At 36.1% G+C, this 24,260-nt stretch carries 21 protein-coding genes, 1 tRNA gene and 3 rRNA genes; 14 read left to right on the top strand and 11 right to left on the bottom strand.

What is annotated here, in order from left to right; translation table 11 throughout:
• Positions 1-2: 2 nt before the first annotated feature.
• Positions 3-272: a helix-turn-helix domain-containing protein gene (locus HSM_RS09655; protein WP_012340960.1), complete on the bottom strand. Its 270-nt coding sequence runs from the start codon at positions 270-272 to the stop codon at positions 3-5.
• 184 nt (positions 273-456) lie between these two features.
• Between HSM_RS09655 and HSM_RS09650 the strand changes: the two genes are divergently transcribed.
• Both HSM_RS09650 and dsdC read left to right on the top strand, forming a co-directional pair.
• Positions 457-1,164 (top strand): XRE family transcriptional regulator, encoded by a 708-nt coding sequence (locus HSM_RS09650; RefSeq protein ID WP_012340958.1) that lies wholly within the window; start codon positions 457-459, stop codon positions 1,162-1,164.
• A 228-nt stretch (positions 1,165-1,392) separates the two neighbouring features.
• Complete coding sequence (gene dsdC / locus HSM_RS09645; protein WP_081376368.1) at positions 1,393-2,061, top strand: DNA-binding transcriptional regulator DsdC; 669 nt, start codon at positions 1,393-1,395, stop codon at positions 2,059-2,061.
• 417 nt (positions 2,062-2,478) lie between these two features.
• On the opposite strand, the gene rrf is transcribed toward dsdC, so the two are convergent.
• The 4 genes from rrf to HSM_RS09625 all read right to left on the bottom strand — a co-directional run bounded on the left by rrf (position 2,479) and on the right by HSM_RS09625 (position 7,588).
• Positions 2,479-2,594 (bottom strand): 5S ribosomal RNA (rrf, locus tag HSM_RS09640).
• 124 nt (positions 2,595-2,718) lie between these two features.
• Positions 2,719-5,711: ribosomal RNA gene (locus HSM_RS09635) — 23S ribosomal RNA — on the bottom strand.
• Between the two features lie 185 nt (positions 5,712-5,896).
• A tRNA-Glu gene (locus HSM_RS09630) sits at positions 5,897-5,972 on the bottom strand.
• A gap of 75 nt (positions 5,973-6,047) precedes the next feature.
• A 16S ribosomal RNA gene (locus HSM_RS09625) occupies positions 6,048-7,588 on the bottom strand.
• Together the 16S, 23S and 5S rRNA genes with 1 tRNA gene alongside form the textbook arrangement of a ribosomal RNA operon.
• Before the next feature lie 539 nt (positions 7,589-8,127).
• Between HSM_RS09625 and HSM_RS09620 the strand changes: the two genes are divergently transcribed.
• Entirely contained in the window at positions 8,128-8,778 is a 651-nt protein-coding gene (locus tag HSM_RS09620) for a TfoX/Sxy family DNA transformation protein (RefSeq protein WP_012340956.1), read from the top strand.
• Between the two features lie 434 nt (positions 8,779-9,212).
• Here the strand turns inward: HSM_RS09620 and HSM_RS10710 are convergent, their stop codons facing one another.
• From HSM_RS10710 to lptM, 4 genes are all read right to left on the bottom strand, one after another.
• On the bottom strand, positions 9,213-9,305 hold the full coding sequence (locus tag HSM_RS10710; protein ID WP_041604420.1) for a methionine/alanine import family NSS transporter small subunit: 93 nt from the start codon (positions 9,303-9,305) through the stop codon (positions 9,213-9,215).
• A gap of 2 nt (positions 9,306-9,307) precedes the next feature.
• Positions 9,308-10,816 carry a sodium-dependent transporter gene (locus HSM_RS09610; protein ID WP_011609857.1) on the bottom strand — a complete coding sequence of 503 codons (1,509 nt, stop codon included), beginning with the start codon at positions 10,814-10,816 and terminating at the stop codon, positions 9,308-9,310.
• A gap of 263 nt (positions 10,817-11,079) precedes the next feature.
• Positions 11,080-12,333 carry a diaminopimelate decarboxylase gene (gene lysA / locus HSM_RS09605; RefSeq protein WP_012340955.1) on the bottom strand — a complete coding sequence of 418 codons (1,254 nt, stop codon included), beginning with the start codon at positions 12,331-12,333 and terminating at the stop codon, positions 11,080-11,082.
• A gap of 21 nt (positions 12,334-12,354) precedes the next feature.
• Positions 12,355-12,486 carry an LPS translocon maturation chaperone LptM gene (gene lptM, locus HSM_RS10705; RefSeq protein ID WP_012340954.1) on the bottom strand — a complete coding sequence of 44 codons (132 nt, stop codon included), beginning with the start codon at positions 12,484-12,486 and terminating at the stop codon, positions 12,355-12,357.
• Positions 12,487-12,610: 124 nt separating this feature from the next.
• Here lptM and cyaY point away from each other — a divergent pair, with 124 nt between their 5' ends.
• Both cyaY and recQ read left to right on the top strand, forming a co-directional pair.
• The gene (cyaY, locus tag HSM_RS09600; RefSeq protein ID WP_012340953.1) at positions 12,611-12,919 is read left to right on the top strand and encodes an iron donor protein CyaY; all 309 of its coding nucleotides are present in this window, start codon (positions 12,611-12,613) and stop codon (positions 12,917-12,919) included.
• On the top strand, positions 12,919-14,793 hold the full coding sequence (gene recQ / locus HSM_RS09595; protein WP_012340952.1) for a DNA helicase RecQ: 1,875 nt from the start codon (positions 12,919-12,921) through the stop codon (positions 14,791-14,793). The genes cyaY and recQ overlap by 1 nt, the downstream gene beginning before the upstream one ends.
• Before the next feature lie 80 nt (positions 14,794-14,873).
• On the opposite strand, the gene HSM_RS09590 is transcribed toward recQ, so the two are convergent.
• Positions 14,874-15,101 carry a hypothetical protein gene (locus HSM_RS09590; RefSeq protein ID WP_233145369.1) on the bottom strand — a complete coding sequence of 76 codons (228 nt, stop codon included), beginning with the start codon at positions 15,099-15,101 and terminating at the stop codon, positions 14,874-14,876.
• A gap of 56 nt (positions 15,102-15,157) precedes the next feature.
• Positions 15,158-17,581: a DNA topoisomerase (ATP-hydrolyzing) subunit B gene (gene gyrB / locus HSM_RS09585; RefSeq protein WP_012340951.1), complete on the bottom strand. Its 2,424-nt coding sequence runs from the start codon at positions 17,579-17,581 to the stop codon at positions 15,158-15,160.
• Positions 17,582-17,835: 254 nt separating this feature from the next.
• Between gyrB and zapB the strand changes: the two genes are divergently transcribed.
• The 9 genes from zapB to atpH all read left to right on the top strand — a co-directional run bounded on the left by zapB (position 17,836) and on the right by atpH (position 24,260).
• Positions 17,836-18,054 carry a cell division protein ZapB gene (gene zapB, locus HSM_RS09580; protein WP_011609851.1) on the top strand — a complete coding sequence of 73 codons (219 nt, stop codon included), beginning with the start codon at positions 17,836-17,838 and terminating at the stop codon, positions 18,052-18,054.
• A gap of 66 nt (positions 18,055-18,120) precedes the next feature.
• Entirely contained in the window at positions 18,121-18,570 is a 450-nt protein-coding gene (mioC, locus tag HSM_RS09575; RefSeq protein WP_012340949.1) for an FMN-binding protein MioC, read from the top strand.
• A gap of 379 nt (positions 18,571-18,949) precedes the next feature.
• Positions 18,950-20,839, top strand: coding sequence for a tRNA uridine-5-carboxymethylaminomethyl(34) synthesis enzyme MnmG (gene mnmG, locus HSM_RS09570; RefSeq protein WP_012340948.1), 1,890 nt, complete (start codon positions 18,950-18,952; stop codon positions 20,837-20,839).
• Positions 20,839-21,501 carry a 16S rRNA (guanine(527)-N(7))-methyltransferase RsmG gene (gene rsmG / locus HSM_RS09565; protein WP_012340947.1) on the top strand — a complete coding sequence of 221 codons (663 nt, stop codon included), beginning with the start codon at positions 20,839-20,841 and terminating at the stop codon, positions 21,499-21,501. The genes mnmG and rsmG overlap by 1 nt, the downstream gene beginning before the upstream one ends.
• Positions 21,502-21,604: 103 nt before the next feature.
• Positions 21,605-21,994 carry an ATP synthase subunit I gene (locus HSM_RS09560; protein ID WP_041605175.1) on the top strand — a complete coding sequence of 130 codons (390 nt, stop codon included), beginning with the start codon at positions 21,605-21,607 and terminating at the stop codon, positions 21,992-21,994.
• A gap of 18 nt (positions 21,995-22,012) precedes the next feature.
• Positions 22,013-22,810, top strand: coding sequence for a F0F1 ATP synthase subunit A (gene atpB / locus HSM_RS09555; protein ID WP_012340946.1), 798 nt, complete (start codon positions 22,013-22,015; stop codon positions 22,808-22,810).
• 98 nt (positions 22,811-22,908) lie between these two features.
• On the top strand, positions 22,909-23,163 hold the full coding sequence (gene atpE / locus HSM_RS09550; protein ID WP_012340945.1) for a F0F1 ATP synthase subunit C: 255 nt from the start codon (positions 22,909-22,911) through the stop codon (positions 23,161-23,163).
• Between the two features lie 64 nt (positions 23,164-23,227).
• Positions 23,228-23,698 carry a F0F1 ATP synthase subunit B gene (gene atpF / locus HSM_RS09545; protein ID WP_011609844.1) on the top strand — a complete coding sequence of 157 codons (471 nt, stop codon included), beginning with the start codon at positions 23,228-23,230 and terminating at the stop codon, positions 23,696-23,698.
• Positions 23,699-23,711: 13 nt separating this feature from the next.
• Positions 23,712-24,260, top strand: a complete 549-nt coding sequence (gene atpH / locus HSM_RS09540) for a F0F1 ATP synthase subunit delta (RefSeq protein WP_012340944.1) — start codon at positions 23,712-23,714, stop codon at positions 24,258-24,260.

The following is a 24,260-nucleotide window of genomic DNA, read 5'->3' as shown; positions in this document are numbered from 1 at the left end:
CTTTAAGCTACCTTTTCAGCAAATTTTTTATTGTTACGGTGTGCGAAACGCTCTGCCCAAATCTCTTCGGCAGGAACACCTATTGCATCTGCAATAATGCGTTCACCTTTAAGCCATGGTCTGTCTAGGGCATTTTTTAGGGTGCTTCCTTGACTGTATCCATATTGCAAAGAGAGTTGTCTAAGCGACCAACCTTTTTTATGTAAAGCAGCGATGATATCAGCTCTATGCCAATCTTCTGCTGTTTTTTTAGTGTCGTTTAATGTACTCATTGATTAACTCCATTGACTTAACGCAAGAGATAATAAACCTAAAAATCAACTGTGTAAAGTTTAAAAAACAATTTTTAAAGTTATTTTTTAATCTTTTTTCAATGAATTTCTGTAAATCATTGATTTTAAAATTGAATTTTAAATTTTAAAAACATTAAAAATTAACATTGGATTTTTTAAAGTTATGGCTTCAAAGTTTAAAAATAATTCCTTGATAGGTAATCGGATTAGAGAGCAAAGGGAAAGGTTAAATTTAACTCGTCCAGAGTTGGCAAAGGCAGTTGATGTATCATTATCAGCTTTACAAGGCTGGGAAATGAACGAACGTGAGCCACAGGCATCAATGATTATTACTATCGCTAATGAATTGGGCGTTACGCCAAACTACCTGCTCACAGGCGAAAACGATCAACCTAAAAAAACTATCGAAAGAGCGGTAGAGAAAGTAAAAGATTTAACGGAAAATGTAGTAATAATGATTGCCAGTTATAGCAGTATCAACGTTTCTGCGGGATTTGGCAGCTTTAATGAGGGGGTAACCAAACCCGATGGCAAAGAGCCTTATGCAGATAGTCTATTACAAAGCCTACGAGTAAACCCTGATAAATGTGCGGTATTTTGGACTAATGGGCGTTCAATGGAGCCGACTATCAATAATGGTGATCAACTACTTGTGGATCTAAACCGTAATCAAATCAAAGGTGATGATAAAATCTATCTAATCCAACACGGCGAGAATATATGGGTTAAGCGGGTTAAAATGAAATGGGATGGCGTTGAGCTTGTAAGTGACAACAAGGACGAATACCCGCCAATCGCTATATCTGATGAGGAGGCTCAAAACCTACAAATTATCGGGCGTGTGGTACATATTGGTAAAAGCCTAGTTTAAAACCATTTTAAATTTTTAAAATCGTTTTAAAAACCGATCAAACACTACTTAAAGTTATGCAAAAAATAATGCAAAAACCACCCATTATTTACCATTTTTAACCATTCTTATTTTTTGCATAACTCCCCCAAACAAAAAACGGCAAAGCCTTGCCACACAAAGCCCCACCGCAATTTTTCCGACCAAATTTTTTGTTTTTTATCTATGTAAAAATAGTTAGTACCTCACATAAATAAAGAAATTTTTGAAATACGTAATCAAGAAATCAGTGGCACATTGACAATTTATGCTCGCCCTTCCTTAGCTCAAAGTTGGCTTATTCCTGCTATAGCAGGATTTAATCAAAAATATCCGTTTATTACACTGAATATTTTGACTGGCAATGAAGTTATTGATTTTAATAGGTATAAAGTAGATTTAGCTATCTATTATGATGATTTATATAGTGAAAATTTACATCACTATGAACTCATGCCAGAAAGCGTTATTCCGGTTTGCAGCCCTGAATATGCCGAGAAACATAAACTTCATGGGAATCCGAAATCTTTAGAACACTGTTTATTGCTTCATGACGGACAAGCGTGGCATTACAATTCCGATTTTGAAGAATGGGAGAGTTGGTTAACATATTTCAATTACAGTCTTGATTTAAACCAAGTACAATCTATGGTATTCGACTGTTCGAATTTAGCATTAACAGCTGCAATTAACCATATTGGCATCGCAATGGGGCGAAAACAGTTAATCACACCTTATTTAGTTAATGACCAATTAATAACCCCTTTCAAAGGCTTAGAAAAACCGTGTAATCAGCGTTATTATATTGTAACACCTTACAAACACAATCAAAACATTCATACAGTAATTCATTGGCTAAAGAAACATATGATTTTTTAATCGCACTTTTACCTACAAGGTAATAAGACAATAAGGAAAATTTACAATGGTCTGAAGTAGATTAGCAATGATATCTGTCTATAAATGAAGATAACCCATTGTAAATTAAAGAAATCTATAGAGAAAATTCTGTTTGAAATGTTGTGCTAGAAGTAACTTCTCGTTCAGTAGCTGATCATCATTTATCGTCAAGCAAATCGCTAAAAATAAATCACCTAAAAAAAGAGCGGTAGAAAAAAAAACAATTTTCCTACCGCACCTCTTCACTCTGCTTCATTACCCTACTTTTTATGACTACCTTGTTATCACCTTATTACTTTTTTTCTCCCATTTTCCTCTTCCCTCTTCTCTCTTCCCCGCCTTATCCCAAATAACAAAAAACCCTGAGTGTCTCCACCCAGGGTCATATCATAAAAAACTTGGCGGTGCCCTACTCTCACATGGGGAATCCCCACACTACCATCGGCGTTACAGCGTTTCACTTCTGAGTTCGGCATGGTGTCAGGTGGTCCCACCGCACTATCGCCGCCAAGTTAAATTCCTCTCTCTTATATCCCGTCTCTATCTCTTCTTCAATAAAAAAACAAGCCTCTACTTCAAGTCTTCCTCTCTCTATCCTGTCCCGCTTCTTCCTCTATGCAAAACACTCAAGATTGTATGGTTAAGCCCCTCGGGAAATTAGTATGGGTTAGCTCAATATATCACTACACTTACACACCCCACCTATCTACGTCTTAGTCTCAAACATCCCTTACTAACTCTTCATTAGGGAGAACTCATCTTAAGGCAAGTTTCGTGCTTAGATGCTTTCAGCACTTATCTCTCCCGCATTTAGCTACCCAGCAATGCTTCTGGCGAAACAACTGGTACACCAGTGATGCGTCCACTCCGGTCCTCTCGTACTAGGAGCAGCCCCCCTCAATTCTCCAACGCCCACGGCAGATAGGGACCGAACTGTCTCACGACGTTCTAAACCCAGCTCGCGTACCACTTTAAATGGCGAACAGCCATACCCTTGGGACCTACTTCAGCCCCAGGATGTGATGAGCCGACATCGAGGTGCCAAACACCGCCGTCGATATGAACTCTTGGGCGGTATCAGCCTGTTATCCCCGGAGTACCTTTTATCCGTTGAGCGATGGCCCTTCCATTCAGAACCACCGGATCACTATGACCTGCTTTCGCACCTGCTCGACTTGTCCGTCTCGCAGTTAAGCTCGCTTATACCATTGCACTAACCTGACGATGTCCGACCGTCATTAGCAAACCTTCGTGCTCCTCCGTTACTCTTTGGGAGGAGACCGCCCCAGTCAAACTACCCACCAGACACTGTCCGAGTACCCGTCTCAGGTACTTCGTTAGAACATCAAACATTAAAGGGTGGTATTTCAACACCGACTCCATGCAAACTGGCGTTCACACTTCTTCGTCTCCCACCTATCCTACACATCAATATTCAATGTTCAGTGTCAAGCTATAGTAAAGGTTCACGGGGTCTTTCCGTCTAGCCGCGGGTACACCGCATCTTCACGGCGATTTCAATTTCACTGAGCCTCGGGTGGAGACAGCCTGGCCATCATTATGCCATTCGTGCAGGTCGGAACTTACCCGACAAGGAATTTCGCTACCTTAGGACCGTTATAGTTACGGCCGCCGTTTACTGGGGCTTCGATCAGCTGCTTCTCTTTCGATTACAACATCAATTAACCTTCCAGCACCGGGCAGGCATCACACCCTATACTTCCACTTTCGTGTTCGCAGAGTGCTGTGTTTTTAATAAACAGTTGCAGCCAGCTGGTATCTTCGACTTACTTCACCTTCACCCGTAAAGAGCTACAATTACCGTAAGCGCACCTTCTCCCGAAGTTACGGTGCCATTTTGCCTAGTTCCTTCACCCGAGTTCTCTCAAGCGCCTGAGTATTCTCTACCTGACCACCTGTGTCGGTTTTCAGTACGGTTCCAATAAACCTTTCGCTTAGTGGCTTTTCCTGGAAGCGTGGTATCAGTTACTTCGTCTCCTTAGAAACTCCTCTTCACCCCTCAGCGTTTAATAGAAGACCGGATTTGCCTAATCTTCCCACCTACAGGCTTAAACGACCATCCAACAGGCCGATAACCTAACCTTCTCCGTCCCCACATCGCAGTTTATCAAAGTACGGGAATATTAACCCGTTTCCCATCAACTACGCTTTTCAGCCTCGCCTTAGGGGCCGACTCACCCTGCCCCGATTAACGTTGGACAGGAACCCTTGGTCTTCCGGCGAACGGGTTTTTCACCCGTTTTATCGTTACTTATGTCAGCATTCGCACTTGTGATACGTCCAGCAAACCTCTCAATTTACCTTCTTCCGCTTACACAACGCTCCCCTACCCAACAGGAGCAACATTAATGATTCTTGTCGCTTCTCAATCCAACTCAACCTTCGTTTACTCAACCAACTCACTCCCTTCGTGAGTCGTTACCTAAAAACCATTAATGTTGCTCCTGATGCCGCAGCTTCGGTGCTATATTTCAGCCCCGTTACATCTTCCGCGCAGGCCGACTCGACTAGTGAGCTATTACGCTTTCTTTAAATGATGGCTGCTTCTAAGCCAACATCCTAGCTGTCTATGCCTTCCCACCTCGTTTCCCACTTAATATAAACTTTGGGACCTTAGCTGGCGGTCTGGGTTGTTTCCCTCTCCACGACGAACGTTAGCACCCGCCGTGTGTCTCCTATGCATTACTCTTCGGTATTCGCAGTTTGCATCGGGTTGGTAATCCGGGATGGACCCCTAGCCGAAACAGTGCTCTACCCCCAAAGGTATTCACATAAGGCTCTACCTAAATAGATTTCGGGGAGAACCAGCTATCTCCCGGTTTGATTGGCCTTTCACCCCCAGCCACACGTCATCCGCTAATTTTTCAACATTAGTCGGTTCGGTCCTCCAGTTAGTGTTACCCAACCTTCAACCTGCACATGGCTAGATCACCGGGTTTCGGGTCTATACCTTGCAACTTAACGCCCAGTTAAGACTCGGTTTCCCTTCGGCTCCCTTATTCAGTTAACCTCGCTACAAAATATAACTCGCTGACCCATTATACAAAAGGTACGCAGTCACCTCTCGGCTCCCACTGCTTGTACGCACAAGGTTTCAGGTTCTCTTTCACTCCCCTCCCGGGGTTCTTTTCGCCTTTCCTTCACAGTACTGGTTCACTATCGGTCAATCAGGAGTATTTAGCCTTGGAGGATGGTCCCCCCTTCTTCAAACAGGATTCCTCGTGTCCCGCCCTACTTCTCGTTAGCTTAGTACCACCGCGCCGCCTTAAGGTACGGGATTATCACCCTCTATGATTGAACTTCCCAGTCCATTCCCCTAACAGCTACGTTATCACTAACCGGCTCCTCCGCTTTCGCTCGCCGCTACTCACAGAATCTCTTTTGATTTCTTTTCCTCGGGTTACTTAGATGTTTCACTTCTCCCGGTTCGCCTTTCATTACTATGTGTTCATAATGAAATGATAGACTCTTCGCCTATCGGGTTTCCCCATTCGGATATCTCGGATTATTCGCTTCTTATCAACTCATCCAAGCTTTTCGCAGATTTGCACGTCCTTCTTCGCCTCTGATTGCCTAGGCATCCACCTTGTGCGCTTATTCACTTAACCATACAATCTTGAATGTTCCGCTCTATCAATAACTTCATCATCCCTTCTCGTATCTCTAGCATACTTAGCCACCTTTCAGACTAAGTATACCCTACTCAGACTTCCTCTCGAAAATCTCTCAGTTTTCAGCTTGTTTCTATATTGTTAAAGAACTTCTTTAGAGACACTTCAAAAGTATCCTTAAATGGCGTCCCCACGGGGATTCGAACCCCGGTTACCGCCGTGAAAGGGCGATGTCCTAGGCCTCTAGACGATGGGGACAACATTCAACGATGCTCTCCCGCCCTCTCTTACCTATCAGACAATCTGTGTGAACACTCGTGATTACTTCTCTTATAAGGAGGTGATCCAACCGCAGGTTCCCCTACGGTTACCTTGTTACGACTTCACCCCAGTCATGAACCATACCGTGGTAAACGCCCCCTTTCGTTAAGCTATCTACTTCTGGTACAACCCACTCCCATGGTGTGACGGGCGGTGTGTACAAGGCCCGGGAACGTATTCACCGCGACATTCTGATCCGCGATTACTAGCGATTCCGACTTCATGGAGTCGAGTTCCAGACTCCAATCCGGACTTAGACGTACTTTCTGAGCTTCGCTTACCCTCGCAGGCTCGCCTCCCTCTGTATACGCCATTGTAGCACGTGTGTAGCCCTACTCGTAAGGGCCATGATGACTTGACGTCATCCCCACCTTCCTCCAGTTTATCACCGGCAGTCTCCTTTGAGTTCCCACCCTAACATGCTGGCAACAAAGGATAAGGGTTGCGCTCGTTGCGGGACTTAACCCAACATTTCACAACACGAGCTGACGACGGCCATGCAGCACCTGTCTCTAAGCTCCCGTAGGCACACCACCATCTCTGGCGGCTTCTTAGGATGTCAAGAGTAGGTAAGGTTCTTCGCGTTGCATCGAATTAAACCACATGCTCCACCGCTTGTGCGGGCCCCCGTCAATTCATTTGAGTTTTAACCTTGCGGCCGTACTCCCCAGGCGGTCGATTTATCACGTTAGCTTCGGGCACCAAGTATTCACCCAATCCCCAAATCGACATCGTTTACAGCGTGGACTACCAGGGTATCTAATCCTGTTTGCTCCCCACGCTTTCGCACTCGAGCGTCAGTATCTTCCCAAGGGGCTGCCTTCGCCTTCGGTATTCCTCCACATCTCTACGCATTTCACCGCTACACGTGGAATTCTACCCCTCCCTAAAGTACTCTAGTCACCCAGTCTGAAATGCTGTTCCCAGGTTAAGCCCGGGGATTTCACACCTCACTTAAGTCACCACCTGCGTGCCCTTTACGCCCAGTCATTCCGATTAACGCTCGCACCCTCCGTATTACCGCGGCTGCTGGCACGGAGTTAGCCGGTGCTTCTTCTGTGATTATCGTCAATCAATTAATCTCTTAAACTAATCGCCTTCCTCATCACCGAAAGAACTTTACAACCCGAAGGCCTTCTTCATTCACGCGGCATGGCTGCGTCAGGGTTCCCCCCATTGCGCAATATTCCCCACTGCTGCCTCCCGTAGGAGTCTGGACCGTGTCTCAGTTCCAGTGTGGCTGGCCATCCTCTCAGACCAGCTAGAGATCGTCAGCTTGGTGAGCCCTTACCTCACCAACTACCTAATCCCACTTGGGCTCATCAAATGGCAGGTGGCCTCACAGTCCCACCCCTTTAGTCCTTAGACATTACGCGGTATTACCCACAGTTTCCCGTGGCTATCCCCCTCCATTCGCCAGATTCCCAAGCTTTACTCACCCGTCCGCCACTCGTCAGCAGAGAAAGTAATCTCCCTCCCCGTTACCGTTCGACTTGCATGTGTTAAGCCTGCCGCCAGCGTTCAATCTGAGCCATGATCAAACTCTTCAATTTAATCTCTTCGCTCAATAAATACTGACTATTTCATCCACATTTTCTCTATGAATTTCTCTAGTTTAAGCACTTATCTTACTCTTTTAATCTCTTATCAATACAGTCTCACAAGTGCCCACACAGTTTGTCTGATAGTTTGTTAAAGAACAAAAAATAACGACACACTGCTTAACCTCTCACAACAGCGTGTCGTTGTGTGCCGTGCATTATAGGCATTTTATATTTCAATGCAAGCTTTTTTTATATTTTTTATCAAAATTTGATTACTTTTCTCTTTTTTTAATCTTTTTGTTTGGTTTTTAAACAATTATAATGATAATGTAAACCATCGGTAGCACATTTTATCATTTCTCTAAAAAATCTAAAGAAAATAGCAAACTTTTTTATAAATTCTCGATCTCTATCACAAACTTTAACAAAATTAGAAAGTTATTTAAAATAAAATCCACTCTCTGTGTTATAACTTATCTTGATTGGAGATTTTTTCTAATCAAAAGGTTTTTATTTATTTTGTCACAATAAATGAGGTTGAATTATATATGACCAAATCATTAAAAGACACTGAAAATATTAGAAGTGAACTTACCGAATTGATAGGAACTATAACTGTGAAAAATCTTTTTTCTGGTTATGGTTTATTTAAGAAAGGTCTTATGTTTGGTTTATACCAGCAAGGAAAATTTTATATTCGAGCAGAGAAGGAATTAGCTAAATACCTAGAAAGCCTAGGTGCTTTATCATATTTAGCTTTAACCCCAAACCCTCAACTAAATATAGGAAATTATTATCTATTGCCAAAAGAAATTACACAGAATAAGGAACATTTTCGTCAAATTCTCTATCTATCTATTGCTCAAACTAGAGCAAAGAAAATTGCACAAGAACTTGCTCGGAAAAAAAGAATAAAAGATCTCCCAAATCTTTCGATAAAACACGAAAGGCTTCTTTCTAAAATACACATTAAAGATATAAAATCCTTTAAATTAAAAGGAGCAGCAAATTGCTACATAGAGTTAAAACTCTCAGGTATTCCTGTAAATCTCATTTTATTTTGGAATCTTACTGCCGCACTTTTATACAAGAATGTCAATGTATTGACTAAAACAGAAAAAGAACAGGCTTTAAAGAAACTTAATAAAGGTCTAGAGAGAGCAGGATTAAAACCTGTTGAGATTATACTTTTACAATAAAATCACCCTCCCCTGTTTAAAAGCAGGGGATTCATCACTAAATCAATATAAAATCATTTTTTATTTCAAGTTTTGGGATTTTTTCATTGTCACAAAACTAAAACTAGACTCAAAAAATTATTAAGGTTAAATCAGTTATTAACCAAAGAGTATGTTATCAAAAAACTCCACTGCACTTGCGATACTGTTTTCGTTTAACTTGGTTGATGATGATCAATGATGGATCGATACCCATCCCATGAACTCACCTTGAAAATTGCTATTTCAGCATAATTTTACTGTCATCACTCATGCGAGAATAGATGACGGTTAAGGAATTTATAACCTACTACTATTAATATGAAATCATAAAAAATCTGCACTTTAATCAGATGGGAAATTAACCCTATCTTTTAGAGTGCAGATCAAAGTGCGGTATTTTTATTTGAAATTTATCATTCTTTAGGTAATCTTAATATTGATACAACTAAACCACCCCAAATAATTACCAAAGAGATGATCATCATCATAATAGCACTGTTACTCATTTTTATTCTCCTTTTTTGTGTGTTAATGCTTCATCTTTCCATTTCAAACGGGAAAGTAAGAATGCTGCAACTAATAAACTTAACGACATACCCCATCCAAAAATATTTACAAACCAAGCAGGATAACCTTCATAACCTTCAGAGAATACTTTTGCACCTTCGCTAAATAACATAAATGCTAGAATACCTGTTGTTAAAACAATACATAAACGCCAGATAAAACCAACTTTAAAAGAAGATGTTTCATTTAAGTGATTACCCAATGAAGTTAATTTTTCGTTGGAAACAATAGCAACTAATGAAACAAATGCTACAGCCACAATACCAAAATAGTTTACAAATTTATCTAACACATCAAGCATTGGTAAACCTGTAGTAGTACCAAACAAAATCACTGAACAAAACATCATTGGTAAACCAACAATAAAAGTAACTTTTACTCGACGTATTCTTAGTTTATCTTGTACTGCGGAAATAATTACTTCAATAACAGAAATAAATGAAGTTAAAGCTGCAAAAGTTAAAGAACCGAAGAATAATACACCAATAAATTCACCAAAAGGTGATTGATTAATAATTGTTGGGAAAGCAAAAAATGCTAGACCAATTCCTCCTTTTGCTACATCACTAACTTCCTGTCCTGCTGTCGCTGCCATAAAACCAAGTGCAGCAAAAACGCCTATGCCTGCTAACAATTCAAAGCTACTATTTGCAAAACCTACAACTAATCCACTACCTGTTAAATCGGAGTCTTTTTTCAGATAAGAAGCATAGGTAATCATAATACCGAAACAAATCGAGAGTGAGAAAAATATTTGTCCGTATGCCGCAATCCATACACTAGGATCGGATAATTTAGACCAATCTGGTGAAAATAACGCATCTAATCCTTTTTCCGCACCGGGCAAAAATAATGATGAAACAACGAGAATTACAAACATTATGACAAGAATAGGCATTAAAATACTTGATGATTTTGCAATTCCTTTTTGTACACCTAGTGCTAATATTCCTAAAGCAATCAGCCAGACAGCAATTAATGGACCTGTCACCATTCCTACAAATTCAAAACTAACACCTTGAGTAATATCACCCATTTTTAAGAATTCATTCAGGAAAAACTCTATAGGCTTATCTCCCCAAAAGTTATTTATTGAAAAATAGGTATAGCTAGCAGCCCAACCCAAAATAACGGCATAATAAATACCAATAATAAAATTAACCAATACTTGCCACCAACCAAATGTTTCAAAGTGCGGGTTAAAACGACGGTAAGATAAAGGTGCACCACCACGATGACGATGTCCAATAGCATAATCTAAGAAAAGTAATGGAATACCTGCGGTTAATAACGCAATTAAATAAGGAATGATAAATGCACCACCCCCATTTTCATAAGTAGTATAAGGAAAACGCCAAATATTTCCTAAACCAACGGCAGATCCAATCGCTGCTAAGATAAATGCACGACGACCGGAAAATGTTTCTCGCTTTTGTGTTGTATCTTTCATTTTATAGACCTTTTATATTTTTTATTTCATTACAGAAGGTTTAGCAATATAACAAAATATTTTATCCAGTCAACAACAAAAATTTAGATTAAATATCTTTTTTTATTAATTAATTATATTTAATTGGAATTAAATATTGTTTATTTTTAATTATTCAGTTTTTTATATTGTTTTATTTTATATTCTAATTTTTGTTGCCAAAAACACAGTGTAACAACAGAATAAAAACTCAATTTTAGTTAGTTGAAATTTACGAGAAAAATTTACATTTCCAGTAATTTTTCTAAATGCCACAATTCAGCAAACTCCTCTCGACGTTTAATTAAATGAACTTGCTCTCCATCAACCATTATTTCAATAGCTCGTGGACGAGAATTATAAGTTGATGCCATACTTGCACCATAAGCACCGGCTGATCGTTGTACGATAAAATCTCCTTGTGCAATTGCAAGAGAGCGTTGTTTTCCTAGAAAATCCGATGTTTCACAAATTGGACCGACTACATCATATACTTTAGTTTCTCTCGACAAAGTGCGGTCAACTTCAATGATATTCATGTAAGCCTGATATAAAGCCGGTCTGATCATATCATTCATTCCTGTATCAACGATGGCAAAATGACGACTTTCATTACTCTTTATATATTCCACTCTAGTGAGTAAAATACCTGCATTTGCGGTAATTGCCCTACCTGGCTCCAAAATAATTTCCAAATTTTGATAATTTTTTAATTTTTCCAGCAAAGCTGTAGCATATTCACTTGGATGTGGTGCTTTCTCATCACTATAAGTTACCCCTAAACCACCGCCTAAATCCACGTGTTCTAATGTTATTCCATCTTTTTTTAATTGCTCCATAAGAACAATTAAACGATCTGTAGCATCTAAAAAAGGTTGAAGTTCTGTCAGTTGTGAACCAATATGGCAATCTATTCCTACAATTTTTATATTTTCCAATTGACTTGCTTGGCGATAAACTTCTCGAGCCTGTTCAACACTTACACCGAATTTATTTTCTTTTAGACCAGTCGAAATATAAGGATGAGTATGAGCATCAACATCAGGATTTACTCGCAAAGAAATAGAGGCAATTTTCCCCATTTTTCTTGCAACCTGATTTATTTTTGTTAATTCAGCCGCACTTTCCACATTAAAACAGCGAATACCTACTTCCAATGCACGTGCAATTTCTTGTTCTGATTTTGCCACACCAGAAAAAACCACTTTTTTAGGATCACCTCCAGCAAATAATACTCGCTCAAGTTCACCTTGAGACACAATATCAAAACCTGATCCCAACCTTGCCATAATATTTAAAATGGCTATATTAGGATTGGATTTAACGGCAAAACAAATTAAATGAGGGTGATCTCCTAAAGCATTATCAAAAGCATGCCAATGACGCTCTAAAGTTGCTCGTGAATAAATATAAGCAGGTGTGCCAAATTGCTCTGCAATTTTTTTCACAGAGACATTTTCTGCCATTAAGTGTCCATCTTTATATAGAAAAAAATCCATAATGTTATCCTTACATATTGATTACTTTAATTTTGAATTAACTTTTTGTTGATTTTGTTCTGTTTCTGAAAAATATAATGATCCTTTAACACCACAACCTGACACACCAAAAGCTATTGCACTAAGTAATAAAATTGAAATTATTTTTTTCATTGCTTATATCCTTGTTAATTAAAAAACTTGCACTTTTTACCATTAAAAATGCCTTTGTGCTATCACTATCTTATAAAAATCTTTATAATCTTTTGTTATTCTTTTTTATTGATAGGTAAACTTTATGAACATAGCAGAATATCACCAAAATATCGAACAAGTTTGGTTGCAAATAGAAGAACAATTAGAAGAACAAGGTTGTGATGTAGATTGTGATACTCAAGGTTCGGTTTTTACTATTACTTTCGCTGATCGTAGCCAAATTGTTGTAAATAAACAAGAACCATTATTAGAATTATGGCTTGCAAGCAAGGCTGGAGGTTTTCATTTTGCCTTTAAAAATAATCAATGGATTGCTCAGGATGGAAAATTGTTTTGGCAATGTTTAGAACAAGCTTGTTTGGCTCATGGTGAACAGGTGAATTTTTCTTAATGTCAGTTGAAGAATGGAAGCAACAAAAAAGTGCGGTAGATTTTAGCCAAGATTCTGTGGAAAAATCTACCGCACTTGATATTTTACATTCTGTTTTTGGGTATCAGTCCTTCCGTAAAGGACAACTGGAAGTTATCGAAGCAACTTTAGCTAAAAAGGACAGTTTAGTTATTATGGCAACAGGTGGCGGAAAGTCCTTATGCTATCAAATTCCCGCTCTTTGTTTCTCCGGTTTAACTTTAGTGATTTCTCCTCTAATTTCATTAATGAAAGACCAAGTAGATCAGTTATTAGCAAATGGTATAAATGCTGATTATTTAAATTCCAGTCAAACATTTGAACAACAACAGTTGGTTCAAAATAAAGCAATGTCAGGAAAATTAAAGTTGCTTTATATATCTCCAGAAAAAGCCTTAACAACCAGCTTTTTTCATTTTATTTCTCATTGCAAAGTCAGTTTTATTGCCGTTGATGAAACCCATTGTATTTCACAGTGGGGACACGATTTTCGCCCAGAATATACTCAATTAGGAGGATTGAAAGCAAGTTTTCCTGATGCACCAATAATGGCACTAACTGCAACAGCAGATCAGGCAACCCGACAAGATATCCTTATTCATCTTAAATTATCTAATCCCCATATTTATATCGGTAGTTTTGATCGTCCAAATATTCGTTACTCCTTAGTTGAAAAATTTAAACCTATGGAGCAACTTTCTCAATTTATCGCAAAACAAAAAGGGAAAAATGGAATTATTTATTGTAATAGTCGTAATAAGGTTGAACGAATTGCAGAAAGTCTACGCCAAAAAGGAATATCAGCTGAAGCTTATCATGCTGGTATGAGTAATGAGCAACGAGAATTTGTTCAACGTGCTTTTCAACATGATAATGTACAAATTGTTGTTGCAACAATTGCTTTTGGAATGGGAATTAATAAATCTAACGTGCGTTTCGTCGCTCATTTTGATCTACCTCGAAGTATCGAGGCATACTATCAGGAAACAGGACGAGCGGGGCGAGATGATTTACCAGCTGAAGCTGTCTTATTTTACGAACCTGCAGATTACGCTTGGTTACAAAAAGTACTTTTAGAAAAACCAGATATACCGCAACGTCAAATAGAACTACATAAATTACAATCCATAGGGGAATTTGCTGAAAGCCAAATTTGTCGGCGTTTAGTTCTATTAAATTACTTTGGCGAATATCAACAAAAACCTTGTAATAACTGTGATATTTGTTTAGATCCTCCGAAAAAATATGATGGATTGGTTGATGCACAAAAAGTAATGTCAGCAATCTATCGAGTGGGGCAACGTTTCGGGGCAATGTATATTATTGCTGTACTGCGTGGTTCCCAAAATCAAAAAATTAAAGAATATCAACATGATAAACTAAGCGTTTTCGGCATTGGTAAAGATCGTAGTAGAGAATATTGGCAATCAGTTATTCGACAATTAATCCATTTAGGTCTGATAAAACAAGTAATTGACCATTTTAATATAACATTACAACTCACATTAGATTCATTGCCTATTTTACGAGGTGAACAACCATTGCAATTAGCAACACCAAGGATATCTTCTATTACTAATGCCGTTACTATACCAAAAAGAGCGGTCACAAATTACGATAAAGATCTCTTTGCTCGATTACGTTTTTTGCGTAAAAAAATAGCAGACAAAGAAAATATTCCTCCTTATATAGTATTTAACGATGCAACATTACAAGAAATGGCACAATACCAACCAATAACAGAACAAGAAATGATACAAATTAATGGTGTCGGCGATATTAAATTAAAACGTTTTGCTCAACCCTTTCTTGCGTTAATTAAAGAACATCAATTTTTTAGAACAACAAAAAAATAAAGATCCCCCTTTTTAAGGGGATCTTTTTATTTACAAATAATATTCATACAAATCAAGAGTTTATTTATTATGCTTATCACCTACGCATAATATTTATGAACAGGCAAACCTATATATTTATCTTTGATATTCTTTACTGTCATTGATAAGAGATTATAATCAATGTCATCATGATGAGTACTATACAAATCATTTCTTAAGTTCATCAAATAATTCTGATCCTCATTATTTTCTGCTTTAGGTTCTGTTATTACATTGATCGTAGCCATAGTATTAGCAATCATTTCAATTAATACTTCTTTCTGCATAACTGTACACATCAAAAACCTCTATTAATTCCAAAATTGATAAATAAAAAATAAAATTAAATATCTAAATTAGCTCTTAGTGCATTCATTTCAATAAATTCACGTCGAGGTTCTACTTCATCTCCCATTAAAGTGGTAAATAATTGATCCGCTGCAACAGCATCTTTAATCGATACTTTTAACATTGTACGCTTATTTGGATCCATAGTTGTTTCAAATAACTGATCTGAATTCATTTCTCCTAGCCCTTTATAGCGTTGAATAATCAGACCTCGGCGAGATTCTTTTGTCAGCCATTCGATAGCTTGTTCAAAAGACGAAACCGATTGTTGACGTTCACCACGAGATACATAAGCTCCTTTTTCTAATAAACCCTGTAGTTGGTTACCTAATTTAACAATACGGCTATATTCAGTTCCATTTAAAAATTCAAAATTCAAAAAATAATTTTTTTCTATACCATGGGTACGAATAATGATAACTACTTCATATAAATGACGTTCATTGTTAAATACAATACGATATTTGTAACTACTACCGCTTATTTTTTTGTCAGTTAAAATATTAACTAAAGATTTAGCCCAAAAATCAACCACACTTTCATCAATCATCATTTCATTAGTTAATGCTTTTTGATAAATTAATGATTTCAATAATATTTCTGGATAATGAAAAGATAAACGGCTAATCATCTTTTGTACTGAATTATATTCCGAAATAAGTTTTTCTAATGCTATTCCGTTCATTGCCGGAGCATTTTCATTTACATAAAGAGAGGATCCTTCTAATGCCAAATTTAACTCAAACTGTTGCATTTCTTCATCATCTTTAATGTATTGCTCTTGTTTACCTTTTTTCACTTTATATAAAGGAGGTTGTGCAATATAAACATGACCACGTTCAATTAATTCCGGTAATTGACGATAAAAGAAAGTCAATAACAATGTACGAATATGAGAACCATCTACATCTGCATCGGTCATAATAATAATACTATGATAACGTAATTTATCAGGATTATATTCATCTCTGCCTATACCACAACCAAGTGCGGTTATTAAAGTTCCCACTTCTTGAGAAGATAACATTTTATCAAATCGAGCTTTTTCTACATTAAGTATTTTTCCTTTTAATGGCAAAATAGCCTGATTTTGACGATTACGTCCTTGTTTAGCAGAACCTCCCGCTGAATCACCCTCTACAAGATATAATTCAGATAAAGCAGGATCACGTTCCTGACAATCAGCTAATTTTCCTGGAAGACCTGCTATATCCAAAGCACCTTTTCTACGTGTCATTTCACGAGCTTTGCGAGCGGCTTCTCTTGCCCGAGCAGCTTCAATAATTTTCATTACAATAATTTTGGCATCATTTGGATTTTCTTCCAAAAATTCTTGTAAATAATCACTCATAACAGACTCGACTGGAGCTCTTACTTCAGAAGACACAAGTTTATCTTTTGTTTGTGAAGAAAATTTTGGATCCGGTACTTTAACAGAAACAATAGCAACCAACCCTTCTCTCGCATCATCACCTGAAGTTGCTATATCCTTTTTGTCTTTTTTATTCGAATTTTCTTCTACATATTTGTTTAAAATCCTAGTTAATGCACCACGAAAACCGGCTAAATGAGTACCTCCGTCTCGTTGTGGAATATTATTAGTGAAACAATAAACATTTTCTTGATAACTATCATTCCACTGTAAAGCTACTTCTACACCAATATCGTCTTTTTCCGCACTAAAATAAAATATTTTTTGATGAATTGGCGTCTTATTTTTATTTAAGTATTCAACAAAAGCCTTAATACCGCCCTCGTAGTGAAAATGATCTTGACGATCATTCCGCTTATCCAATAATTTTATTGATACACCTGAATTTAAAAATGAAAGTTCACGTAAACGTTTTGCCAAAATTTCGTATTCAAAATCAATATTAGTAAAAATAGTGGGACTAGGCCAAAAGCGTACAGTTGTACCTGTTTTTTCCGTTTCACCAATAACGGATAAAGGTTCCTGTGGATCACCTAAATGGTAAAATTGTTCATGCACTTTTCCTTGACGGCGAATAGTGAGTTGTAATTTATCCGACAAGGCATTCACAACAGAAATCCCTACTCCATGCAATCCTCCTGAAACTTTGTAGGAGTTATCATCAAATTTTCCACCAGCATGCAATACTGTCATAATAACCTGTGCTGCTGAAACACCTTCTTCAGGATGAATATCAACAGGAATACCACGTCCATCATCTTGCACAGAGACAGAGTTATCTGCATGAATAGTAACAATAATATCTTTACAATAACCTGCTAAAGCTTCATCAATTGCATTATCTACAACTTCAAAAACCATATGGTGTAAGCCTGTACCGTCATCAGTATCACCAATATACATTCCAGGTCGTGTACGTACTGCTTCAAGCCCTTTTAAAACTTTAATGCTTCCTGCACCATAATTTTCAGTTGTATTTTCTGACATAAAATTTCTCTTTTTTATAAATAAAAATTAGCTCGGATTATAGCAAAAATTTGCTTAATAGGCTAATTTTTATCAACTTACTGCTGATGTTATACTCCAATAAAACATAAAGAGCGGTATATTTTCTATTACAAATAATGGATTGATTACACAATGCCATACAACATATAAAATTTTCATAAATTTCCTTAAAAATAATAGACAACTGAGTTAGAATAACTACGCAAATTAGTTTTATTTAAAAGGAAACCATTATGTCTTTAGAAATTTTAGACCAACTAGAAGAAAAAATTAAACAAGCTGTTGAAACAATCCAATTACTTCAATTAGAAATTGAAGAATTAAAAGAAAAAAATGAGCTATCTCGTCAAACCAATGAGCAATTACGTAGCGAAAATGAACACTTAAAAACAGAACATCATAACTGGCAAGAACGATTACGTTCATTATTGGGTCGTATTGATAATATTTAAATTCATAAAATCAATGGCTTAGATTAATTCTAAGCCTATTTTTTTAGCTAAAATTAAGGTATTAAGATGAATAAACAAATTTGCATTCTAACAGGAAGTACGTTAGGAGGTGCAGAATATGTAGCCGAACATATTCAATTCTTACTAGATAAGAAAGGTATATCGACTAATCTATTACATGGCCCTTCACTAAATGATGTAATTAAACATAAAAATTGGTTAATAGTAAGTTCAACACATGGTTCCGGTGAACTACCTGATAACTTAAAACCCCTATTTGAAGAAATTACACAAAAAAACTTAGATCTTTCTCAAATACGTTTTGCTGTTATTGGTTTAGGAAGCTCCGATTATGATACTTTTTGCTATGCTGTGAATCAAATTGAAGACATTTTACTGAATAAAAAAGCTGTAAAAATTACAGAAAGTTTAAAAATAGATGTCATTAATGTTGATGATCCTGATCATTTTGCTGAAAACTGGTTAAAAAATGTTAATCTAAATTTATTCAATTAATTTACATTACTCTGTGGATAACTTTAATAAAAAACAAAAAATTTCCTGTTATTAAGATAAAAAAGTTTTTTATTAAAAAAAATTTGTGGATAAAATATAAAAATATCCACAGATTTTTTACTGTAAACGATCTAGATCATAACAATAAAAAAAAGATCCAACTTATTATTTTAAAAAATAAAAAAACACTTATTAACAAAAAAAAAGATCCTAATAATATACATAATAATACTTTTATATATAAAAAGATTCTATTTATATTAAGAAGAAGATCAACTGATGATCTTTTACTTCTTTCTTCTTTTTGTTTATCTTGTAATTTAATGTAGAATAGATCGCTATTTTGAACTCTAAAACCTTTAATAACACTTAGACTATTATGTTTTATACAGAAAATTACGATGTCATTGTAATCGGTGGTGGGCATGCGGGAACAGAAGCTGCTTTAGCGACAGCTCGTATGAAACTAAAAACGCTTTTATTAACTCATAATATAGATACTTTAGGACAAATGTCTTGTAATCCGGCTATTGGTGGAATAGGTAAGGGACATTTAGTAAAAGAAATTGATGCTATGGGCGGATTAATGGCAACTGCTGCAGATAAAGCAGGTATCCAATTTCGCACTTTAAATAGTAGCAAAGGTCCTGCTGTGAGAGCTACACGAGCTCAAGCAGATCGTGTTCTTTACCGCCAAGTTGTACGTATTGCTCTTGAAAATCAACCTAATCTAGATATTTTTCAACAAGAAGTAACCGATATTATTTTAGAAAAAGATAGTATTGCAGGTGTTGAAACAAAAATGGGATTAAAATTTAGGGCAAAGTCAGTAGTATTAACTGCAGGTACATTTTTAGCCGGTAAGATCCATATAGGATTAGAAAACTATGCTGGTGGTCGAGCAGGTGATCCTGCATCTGTAAATCTTGCTAAAAAACTTAGGGATCTAAATTTAAGAGTAAATCGCTTAAAAACAGGAACGCCGCCGAGGATCGATGCTCGTACTATTAATTTTGATATTCTAGCTAAACAATATGGCGATGAAAAATTACCTGTTTTTTCTTTTATGGGATCTGTAGAACAACATCCGGAGCAAATTCCTTGCTATATAACTCATACCAATGATCAAACGCATGATGTGATTCGCAAAAATTTAGATCGTAGTCCTATGTATACAGGAGTTATTGAAGGTATTGGACCACGCTATTGCCCATCTATTGAAGATAAAGTAATACGTTTTTCTGATCGTAATTCTCATCAAATTTATTTAGAACCGGAAGGTTTAACAAGTAATGAAGTTTATCCAAATGGTATTTCAACAAGTTTGCCGTTTGATGTTCAAATGAAAATTGTTAATTCAATGAAAGGATTAGAGAAAGCAAGAATTGTTAAACCAGGTTATGCAATTGAATATGATTATTTTGATCCAAGAGACTTAAAACCAACTTTGGAAACAAAAGCTATTTCTGGTTTATTTTTTGCTGGTCAAATTAATGGTACAACGGGCTATGAAGAAGCTGCTGCACAGGGTTTATTAGCTGGTATTAATGCAGGTTTATTTGTTCAAGAAAAAGAAAGTTGGTTTCCTCGTAGAGATCAAGCCTATATAGGTGTTTTGGTTGATGATCTTTGTACTGTAGGAACTAAAGAACCTTATAGAGTATTTACTTCAAGAGCAGAATATCGCTTATTGTTGCGTGAAGATAATGCTGATATTCGTTTAACTTCAATTGCAAGAGAATTAGGATTAATTGATGATATTCGCTGGGCAAGATTTAATCAAAAAATGGAAAATATTGAACTGGAACGTCAACGTTTACGTTCAATCTGGTTGCATCCTCGTTCTGAATATTTAAATGAGGCTAATGAAATATTAAAAAGCCCACTTGTCCGTGAAGTAAATGGGGAAGATTTATTACGTCGTCCTGAAATAAATTATCAAATTTTGACCGCACTTACTCCTTTTAAACCGGCAATGGAAGACAAAGAAGCTGTTGAACAAGTTGAAATTGCAATTAAATATCAAGGTTATATTGAACATCAACAAGAAGAAATTGAGCGTCAAAAACGCCATGAAAATACGGCTATTCCTGCTAATTTTGATTATAAAAATATATCGGGATTATCCAATGAAGTTTGTGCTAAGCTGGAACAATACCGCCCAATTTCTATTGGTCAAGCGAGTCGAATTTCAGGTATTACGCCTGCAGCTATTTCTATTTTACTCGTTAATTTAAAAAAACAAGGTATGCTGAAACGAGGTGAATAATGGCTGATTTACAAAAGAATTTAATGGAAAAACTAAATTTTTTGTTAAAAAATACCGCTCTTTTACCCACTAATTTACAAAAAGAGCGGTTAGTTCAGCTGGTTTTATTATTAAACAAATGGAATAAGGCTTATAACCTAACATCTGTGCGTGATCCCATGGAAATGTTGGTAAAACATATTTTGGATAGTATTGTTGTAAGTCCTTATTTACAAGGAAATATTTTTATTGATGTTGGAACTGGCCCAGGATTACCTGGATTACCTTTAGCTATAATTAACCCTGACAAAAAGTTTTTTTTATTGGATAGTCTCGGTAAACGTATTAGTTTCATTCGTAATGCAGTTCGTGAACTTGAATTAACTAATGTTGAACCTGTTTTAAGTCGAGTTGAAGAATTTAAACCTGATCATCAATTTGATGGGGTTTTAAGTAGAGCTTTTGCATCTTTAAAAGATATGACGGAATGGTGTCAACATTTACTAACGGATCAAGGTTTTTTTTATGCTTTAAAAGGTCAATATAATATGGAAGAAGTTTCGGCTTTATCTGCTCAATTTTCTGTGGATAAAATCATAGAATTGAATGTTCCTGAATTAGTTGGTAAGCGTCATTTAGTTTTGTTAAAAAAGATTAGAATAAATTTAATGAATTATTTATAATATGGTCGAAACTGTCATTTATAAAATGATTTTAAGTTAAAAATTCGCAAAAATAGGCTTGTAACTGGCAAGATTTTTGTAAGTAGCAAATTAGAACGATAAGATGTCTGCTGTAATAAAAAAAACTCAAAAAAGATATAAAATTTCATTATTAATTGAGTTTTTTATTTTTATGTTTTCTTTTGCTTTACTGAGTATAGGCGGTATGAGTGATCATGAAGTGTACTTATCTTTCTTATTTGGTGCACTTTCAGTTTTTATTCCATATTGCCTTTTTGTGTATTTAATGTTTTTTACTAACAAAAAGTATAAAAATAACCTAAAAATGTTTTACAGTGGAGAATTGATTAAGTTTATCTTAACAATTATTTTGGTTGTATTCATTTTTAAAACATTTAAGGTTGATTTTAAAGTTTTTTTTGTAGGTTATCTTATAAGTATTGTATTGAATAATCTTTTGCCTTTTATGGTAAATAAATGCCTTAAAATTTAGTTTTAAAAAGGATTAACTATGGCTGGCCATACTACTGCTGACTATATTAGTCACCATTTAACATTCTTAACTACCGGACAAGGTTTTTGGAATGTCCATCTTGATACTTTATTTTTTTCTTTAGTATCTGGAGTTTTGTTCCTTTTCTTTTTCTATCGTATTGCTAGTAAAGCAACATCAGGAGTTCCTGGAAAATTTCAATGTTTAGTTGAAATGCTAGTTGAGTGGGTTGATGGTGTTGTTAAAGATAATATTCACGGAAGTGATGTTCGTCATCAAATTGGATCATTGGCATTAACAATATTCTGTTGGGTGTTTATTATGAATGCTATTGATTTGATTCCTGTTGATTTTCCACCGCAATTTGCCGAGTTATTAGGTATTCATTATTTACGAGCAGTTCCTACAGCCGATATTAGTGCGACATTAGGTATGTCTGTTTGTGTGTTTGCATTAATTATTTTTTACACGATTAAGTCTAAAGGGTTAGGCGGTTTTGTAAAAGAATATACCTTACATCCATTCAATCATTGGGCATTTATTCCTGTAAACTTTTTATTGGAAGCAGTCACCCTTTTGGCTAAGCCTATTTCATTAGCTTTCCGTTTATTCGGTAATATGTACGCAGGGGAGCTTATTTTTGTCCTTATTGCTGTTATGTATATGGCAGATAATATTATTCCGCAAGTATTAGGTATTCCTTTGCATTTAATTTGGGCTATTTTTCATATTCTAGTTATTACTTTACAGGCATTTATTTTTATGATGCTGACTGTAGTATATCTAAGTATAGCTTATAATAAATCAGATCATTAAATCTGTTTTATGAAATTATTTTTACTAAACATTTTCGATTGATTTTTTAACAACTTAGCTTTTGGCTAAACTTTTATCTACATCTATAGGAGAATATTATGGAAAACATTATTACTGCAACTATTTTTGGTTCTGTAATTTTATTAGCAGCTGCTGCACTTGGTACTGCTATAGGTTTTAGTCTTTTAGGCGGTAAATTCTTAGAATCATCTGCTCGTCAACCTGAATTAGCAGCTAGCTTGCAAACAAAAATGTTTATTGTAGCTGGTCTTTTAGATGCTATTTCAATGATTGCAGTAGGTATTGCATTACTATTTATTTTTGCAAATCCATTCATTGGTTTATTAAACTAATTAAAGTTGGATAAATAATCATATTATTCTTTAGAAGAATAAATCCAATTTTAGGGAGGGCATTGTGAACTTAAATGCAACATTAATAGGTCAGCTGATTGCTTTTGCTATTTTTGTGTGGTTCTGTATGAAATATGTATGGCCACCGATTATTAAAGCTATAGAAGAACGTCAAAGATCTATTGCAAATGCACTAGCTTCGGCTGAAGCTGCTAAAAAAGAGCAATCCGATACAAAGGTTTTAGTTGAGCAAGAAATTAATCAAGCTAGAATTAAAGCTCAGGAAATAGTGGATCTAGCGAATAAACGTCGCAATGAAATTTTGGAAGAAGTCAAAATTGAAGCTGAGGCATTAAGAGAGAAAATTATTGAACAGGGACATGCAGAAATAGAATCTGAACGTAAACGTGTTCAAGAAGAGTTGCGTATTAAAGTCGCATCTCTCGCTATTGCCGGTGCTGAGAAAATTGTGGGTCGCAACATTGATGAAGCGGCGAACAATGACATTATTGATAAATTAGTTGCAGATTTATAGGAAGGTTGAGACTATGTCGGAATTAACTACGATAGCTCGCCCCTATGCGAAAGCGGTATTTGATTTTGCAGTAGAGCAGTCTGAAAAAGATAAAAGTGCGGTAGAAAAATGGACTAATATGTTGGAGTTTTTGTCTGAGCTTATTCGTCATGATAAAGTTCAATCTTACTTAACAAGCACTAGTTCTACTTTTAAACTTGCTGATACTGTTATCTTAATTTGTGGCGAACAACTTGATCAATATGGGCAAAATTTAGTTAGGTTGATGGCTGAAAATAAGCGTTTAGCTGTACTTCCAGCTGTATTTAACGAGTTTAAATCTTATGTTGAAGAATATAAATCTCTATCACAAGTTGAAGTTGTTTCTGCTCAACAGTTAAATGATGTACAGCAACAGAAAATTATTACCGCAATGGAAAAAAGACTTGCTCGTAAAGTAATATTAAATTGCAGAATAGATAGTTCGTTAATTGCAGGAGCTATTATTCGTACAAATGATTTTGTTATTGATGGTAGTTGTCGTGGACAAATCAACCGTCTAGCAAATGAGTTGCGATTGTAA

The organism is Histophilus somni 2336 (genome assembly GCF_000019405.1).
Classification (GTDB): Bacteria; Pseudomonadota; Gammaproteobacteria; order Enterobacterales; family Pasteurellaceae; genus Histophilus; species Histophilus somni.
Note: the sequence above shows the minus strand (reverse complement) of the source record. Positions and strands in the feature narration are given on the sequence as shown.

Coding starts and splice junctions, on each gene's coding strand:
- HSM_RS09655 (WP_012340960.1), bottom strand. CDS start 272: ATGAGTACATTAAACGACACTAAAAAAACAGCAGAAGATTGGCATAGA.
- HSM_RS09650 (WP_012340958.1), top strand. CDS start 457: ATGGCTTCAAAGTTTAAAAATAATTCCTTGATAGGTAATCGGATTAGA.
- HSM_RS09620 (WP_012340956.1), top strand. CDS start 8,128: ATGACCAAATCATTAAAAGACACTGAAAATATTAGAAGTGAACTTACC.
- HSM_RS10710 (WP_041604420.1), bottom strand. CDS start 9,305: ATGAGTAACAGTGCTATTATGATGATGATCATCTCTTTGGTAATTATT.
- HSM_RS09610 (WP_011609857.1), bottom strand. CDS start 10,816: ATGAAAGATACAACACAAAAGCGAGAAACATTTTCCGGTCGTCGTGCA.
- lysA (WP_012340955.1), bottom strand. CDS start 12,333: ATGGATTTTTTTCTATATAAAGATGGACACTTAATGGCAGAAAATGTC.
- lptM (WP_012340954.1), bottom strand. CDS start 12,486: ATGAAAAAAATAATTTCAATTTTATTACTTAGTGCAATAGCTTTTGGT.
- cyaY (WP_012340953.1), top strand. CDS start 12,611: ATGAACATAGCAGAATATCACCAAAATATCGAACAAGTTTGGTTGCAA.
- recQ (WP_012340952.1), top strand. CDS start 12,919: ATGTCAGTTGAAGAATGGAAGCAACAAAAAAGTGCGGTAGATTTTAGC.
- HSM_RS09590 (WP_233145369.1), bottom strand. CDS start 15,101: ATGCAGAAAGAAGTATTAATTGAAATGATTGCTAATACTATGGCTACG.
- gyrB (WP_012340951.1), bottom strand. CDS start 17,581: ATGTCAGAAAATACAACTGAAAATTATGGTGCAGGAAGCATTAAAGTT.
- zapB (WP_011609851.1), top strand. CDS start 17,836: ATGTCTTTAGAAATTTTAGACCAACTAGAAGAAAAAATTAAACAAGCT.
- mioC (WP_012340949.1), top strand. CDS start 18,121: ATGAATAAACAAATTTGCATTCTAACAGGAAGTACGTTAGGAGGTGCA.
- mnmG (WP_012340948.1), top strand. CDS start 18,950: ATGTTTTATACAGAAAATTACGATGTCATTGTAATCGGTGGTGGGCAT.
- rsmG (WP_012340947.1), top strand. CDS start 20,839: ATGGCTGATTTACAAAAGAATTTAATGGAAAAACTAAATTTTTTGTTA.
- HSM_RS09560 (WP_041605175.1), top strand. CDS start 21,605: ATGTCTGCTGTAATAAAAAAAACTCAAAAAAGATATAAAATTTCATTA.
- atpB (WP_012340946.1), top strand. CDS start 22,013: ATGGCTGGCCATACTACTGCTGACTATATTAGTCACCATTTAACATTC.
- atpE (WP_012340945.1), top strand. CDS start 22,909: ATGGAAAACATTATTACTGCAACTATTTTTGGTTCTGTAATTTTATTA.
- atpH (WP_012340944.1), top strand. CDS start 23,712: ATGTCGGAATTAACTACGATAGCTCGCCCCTATGCGAAAGCGGTATTT.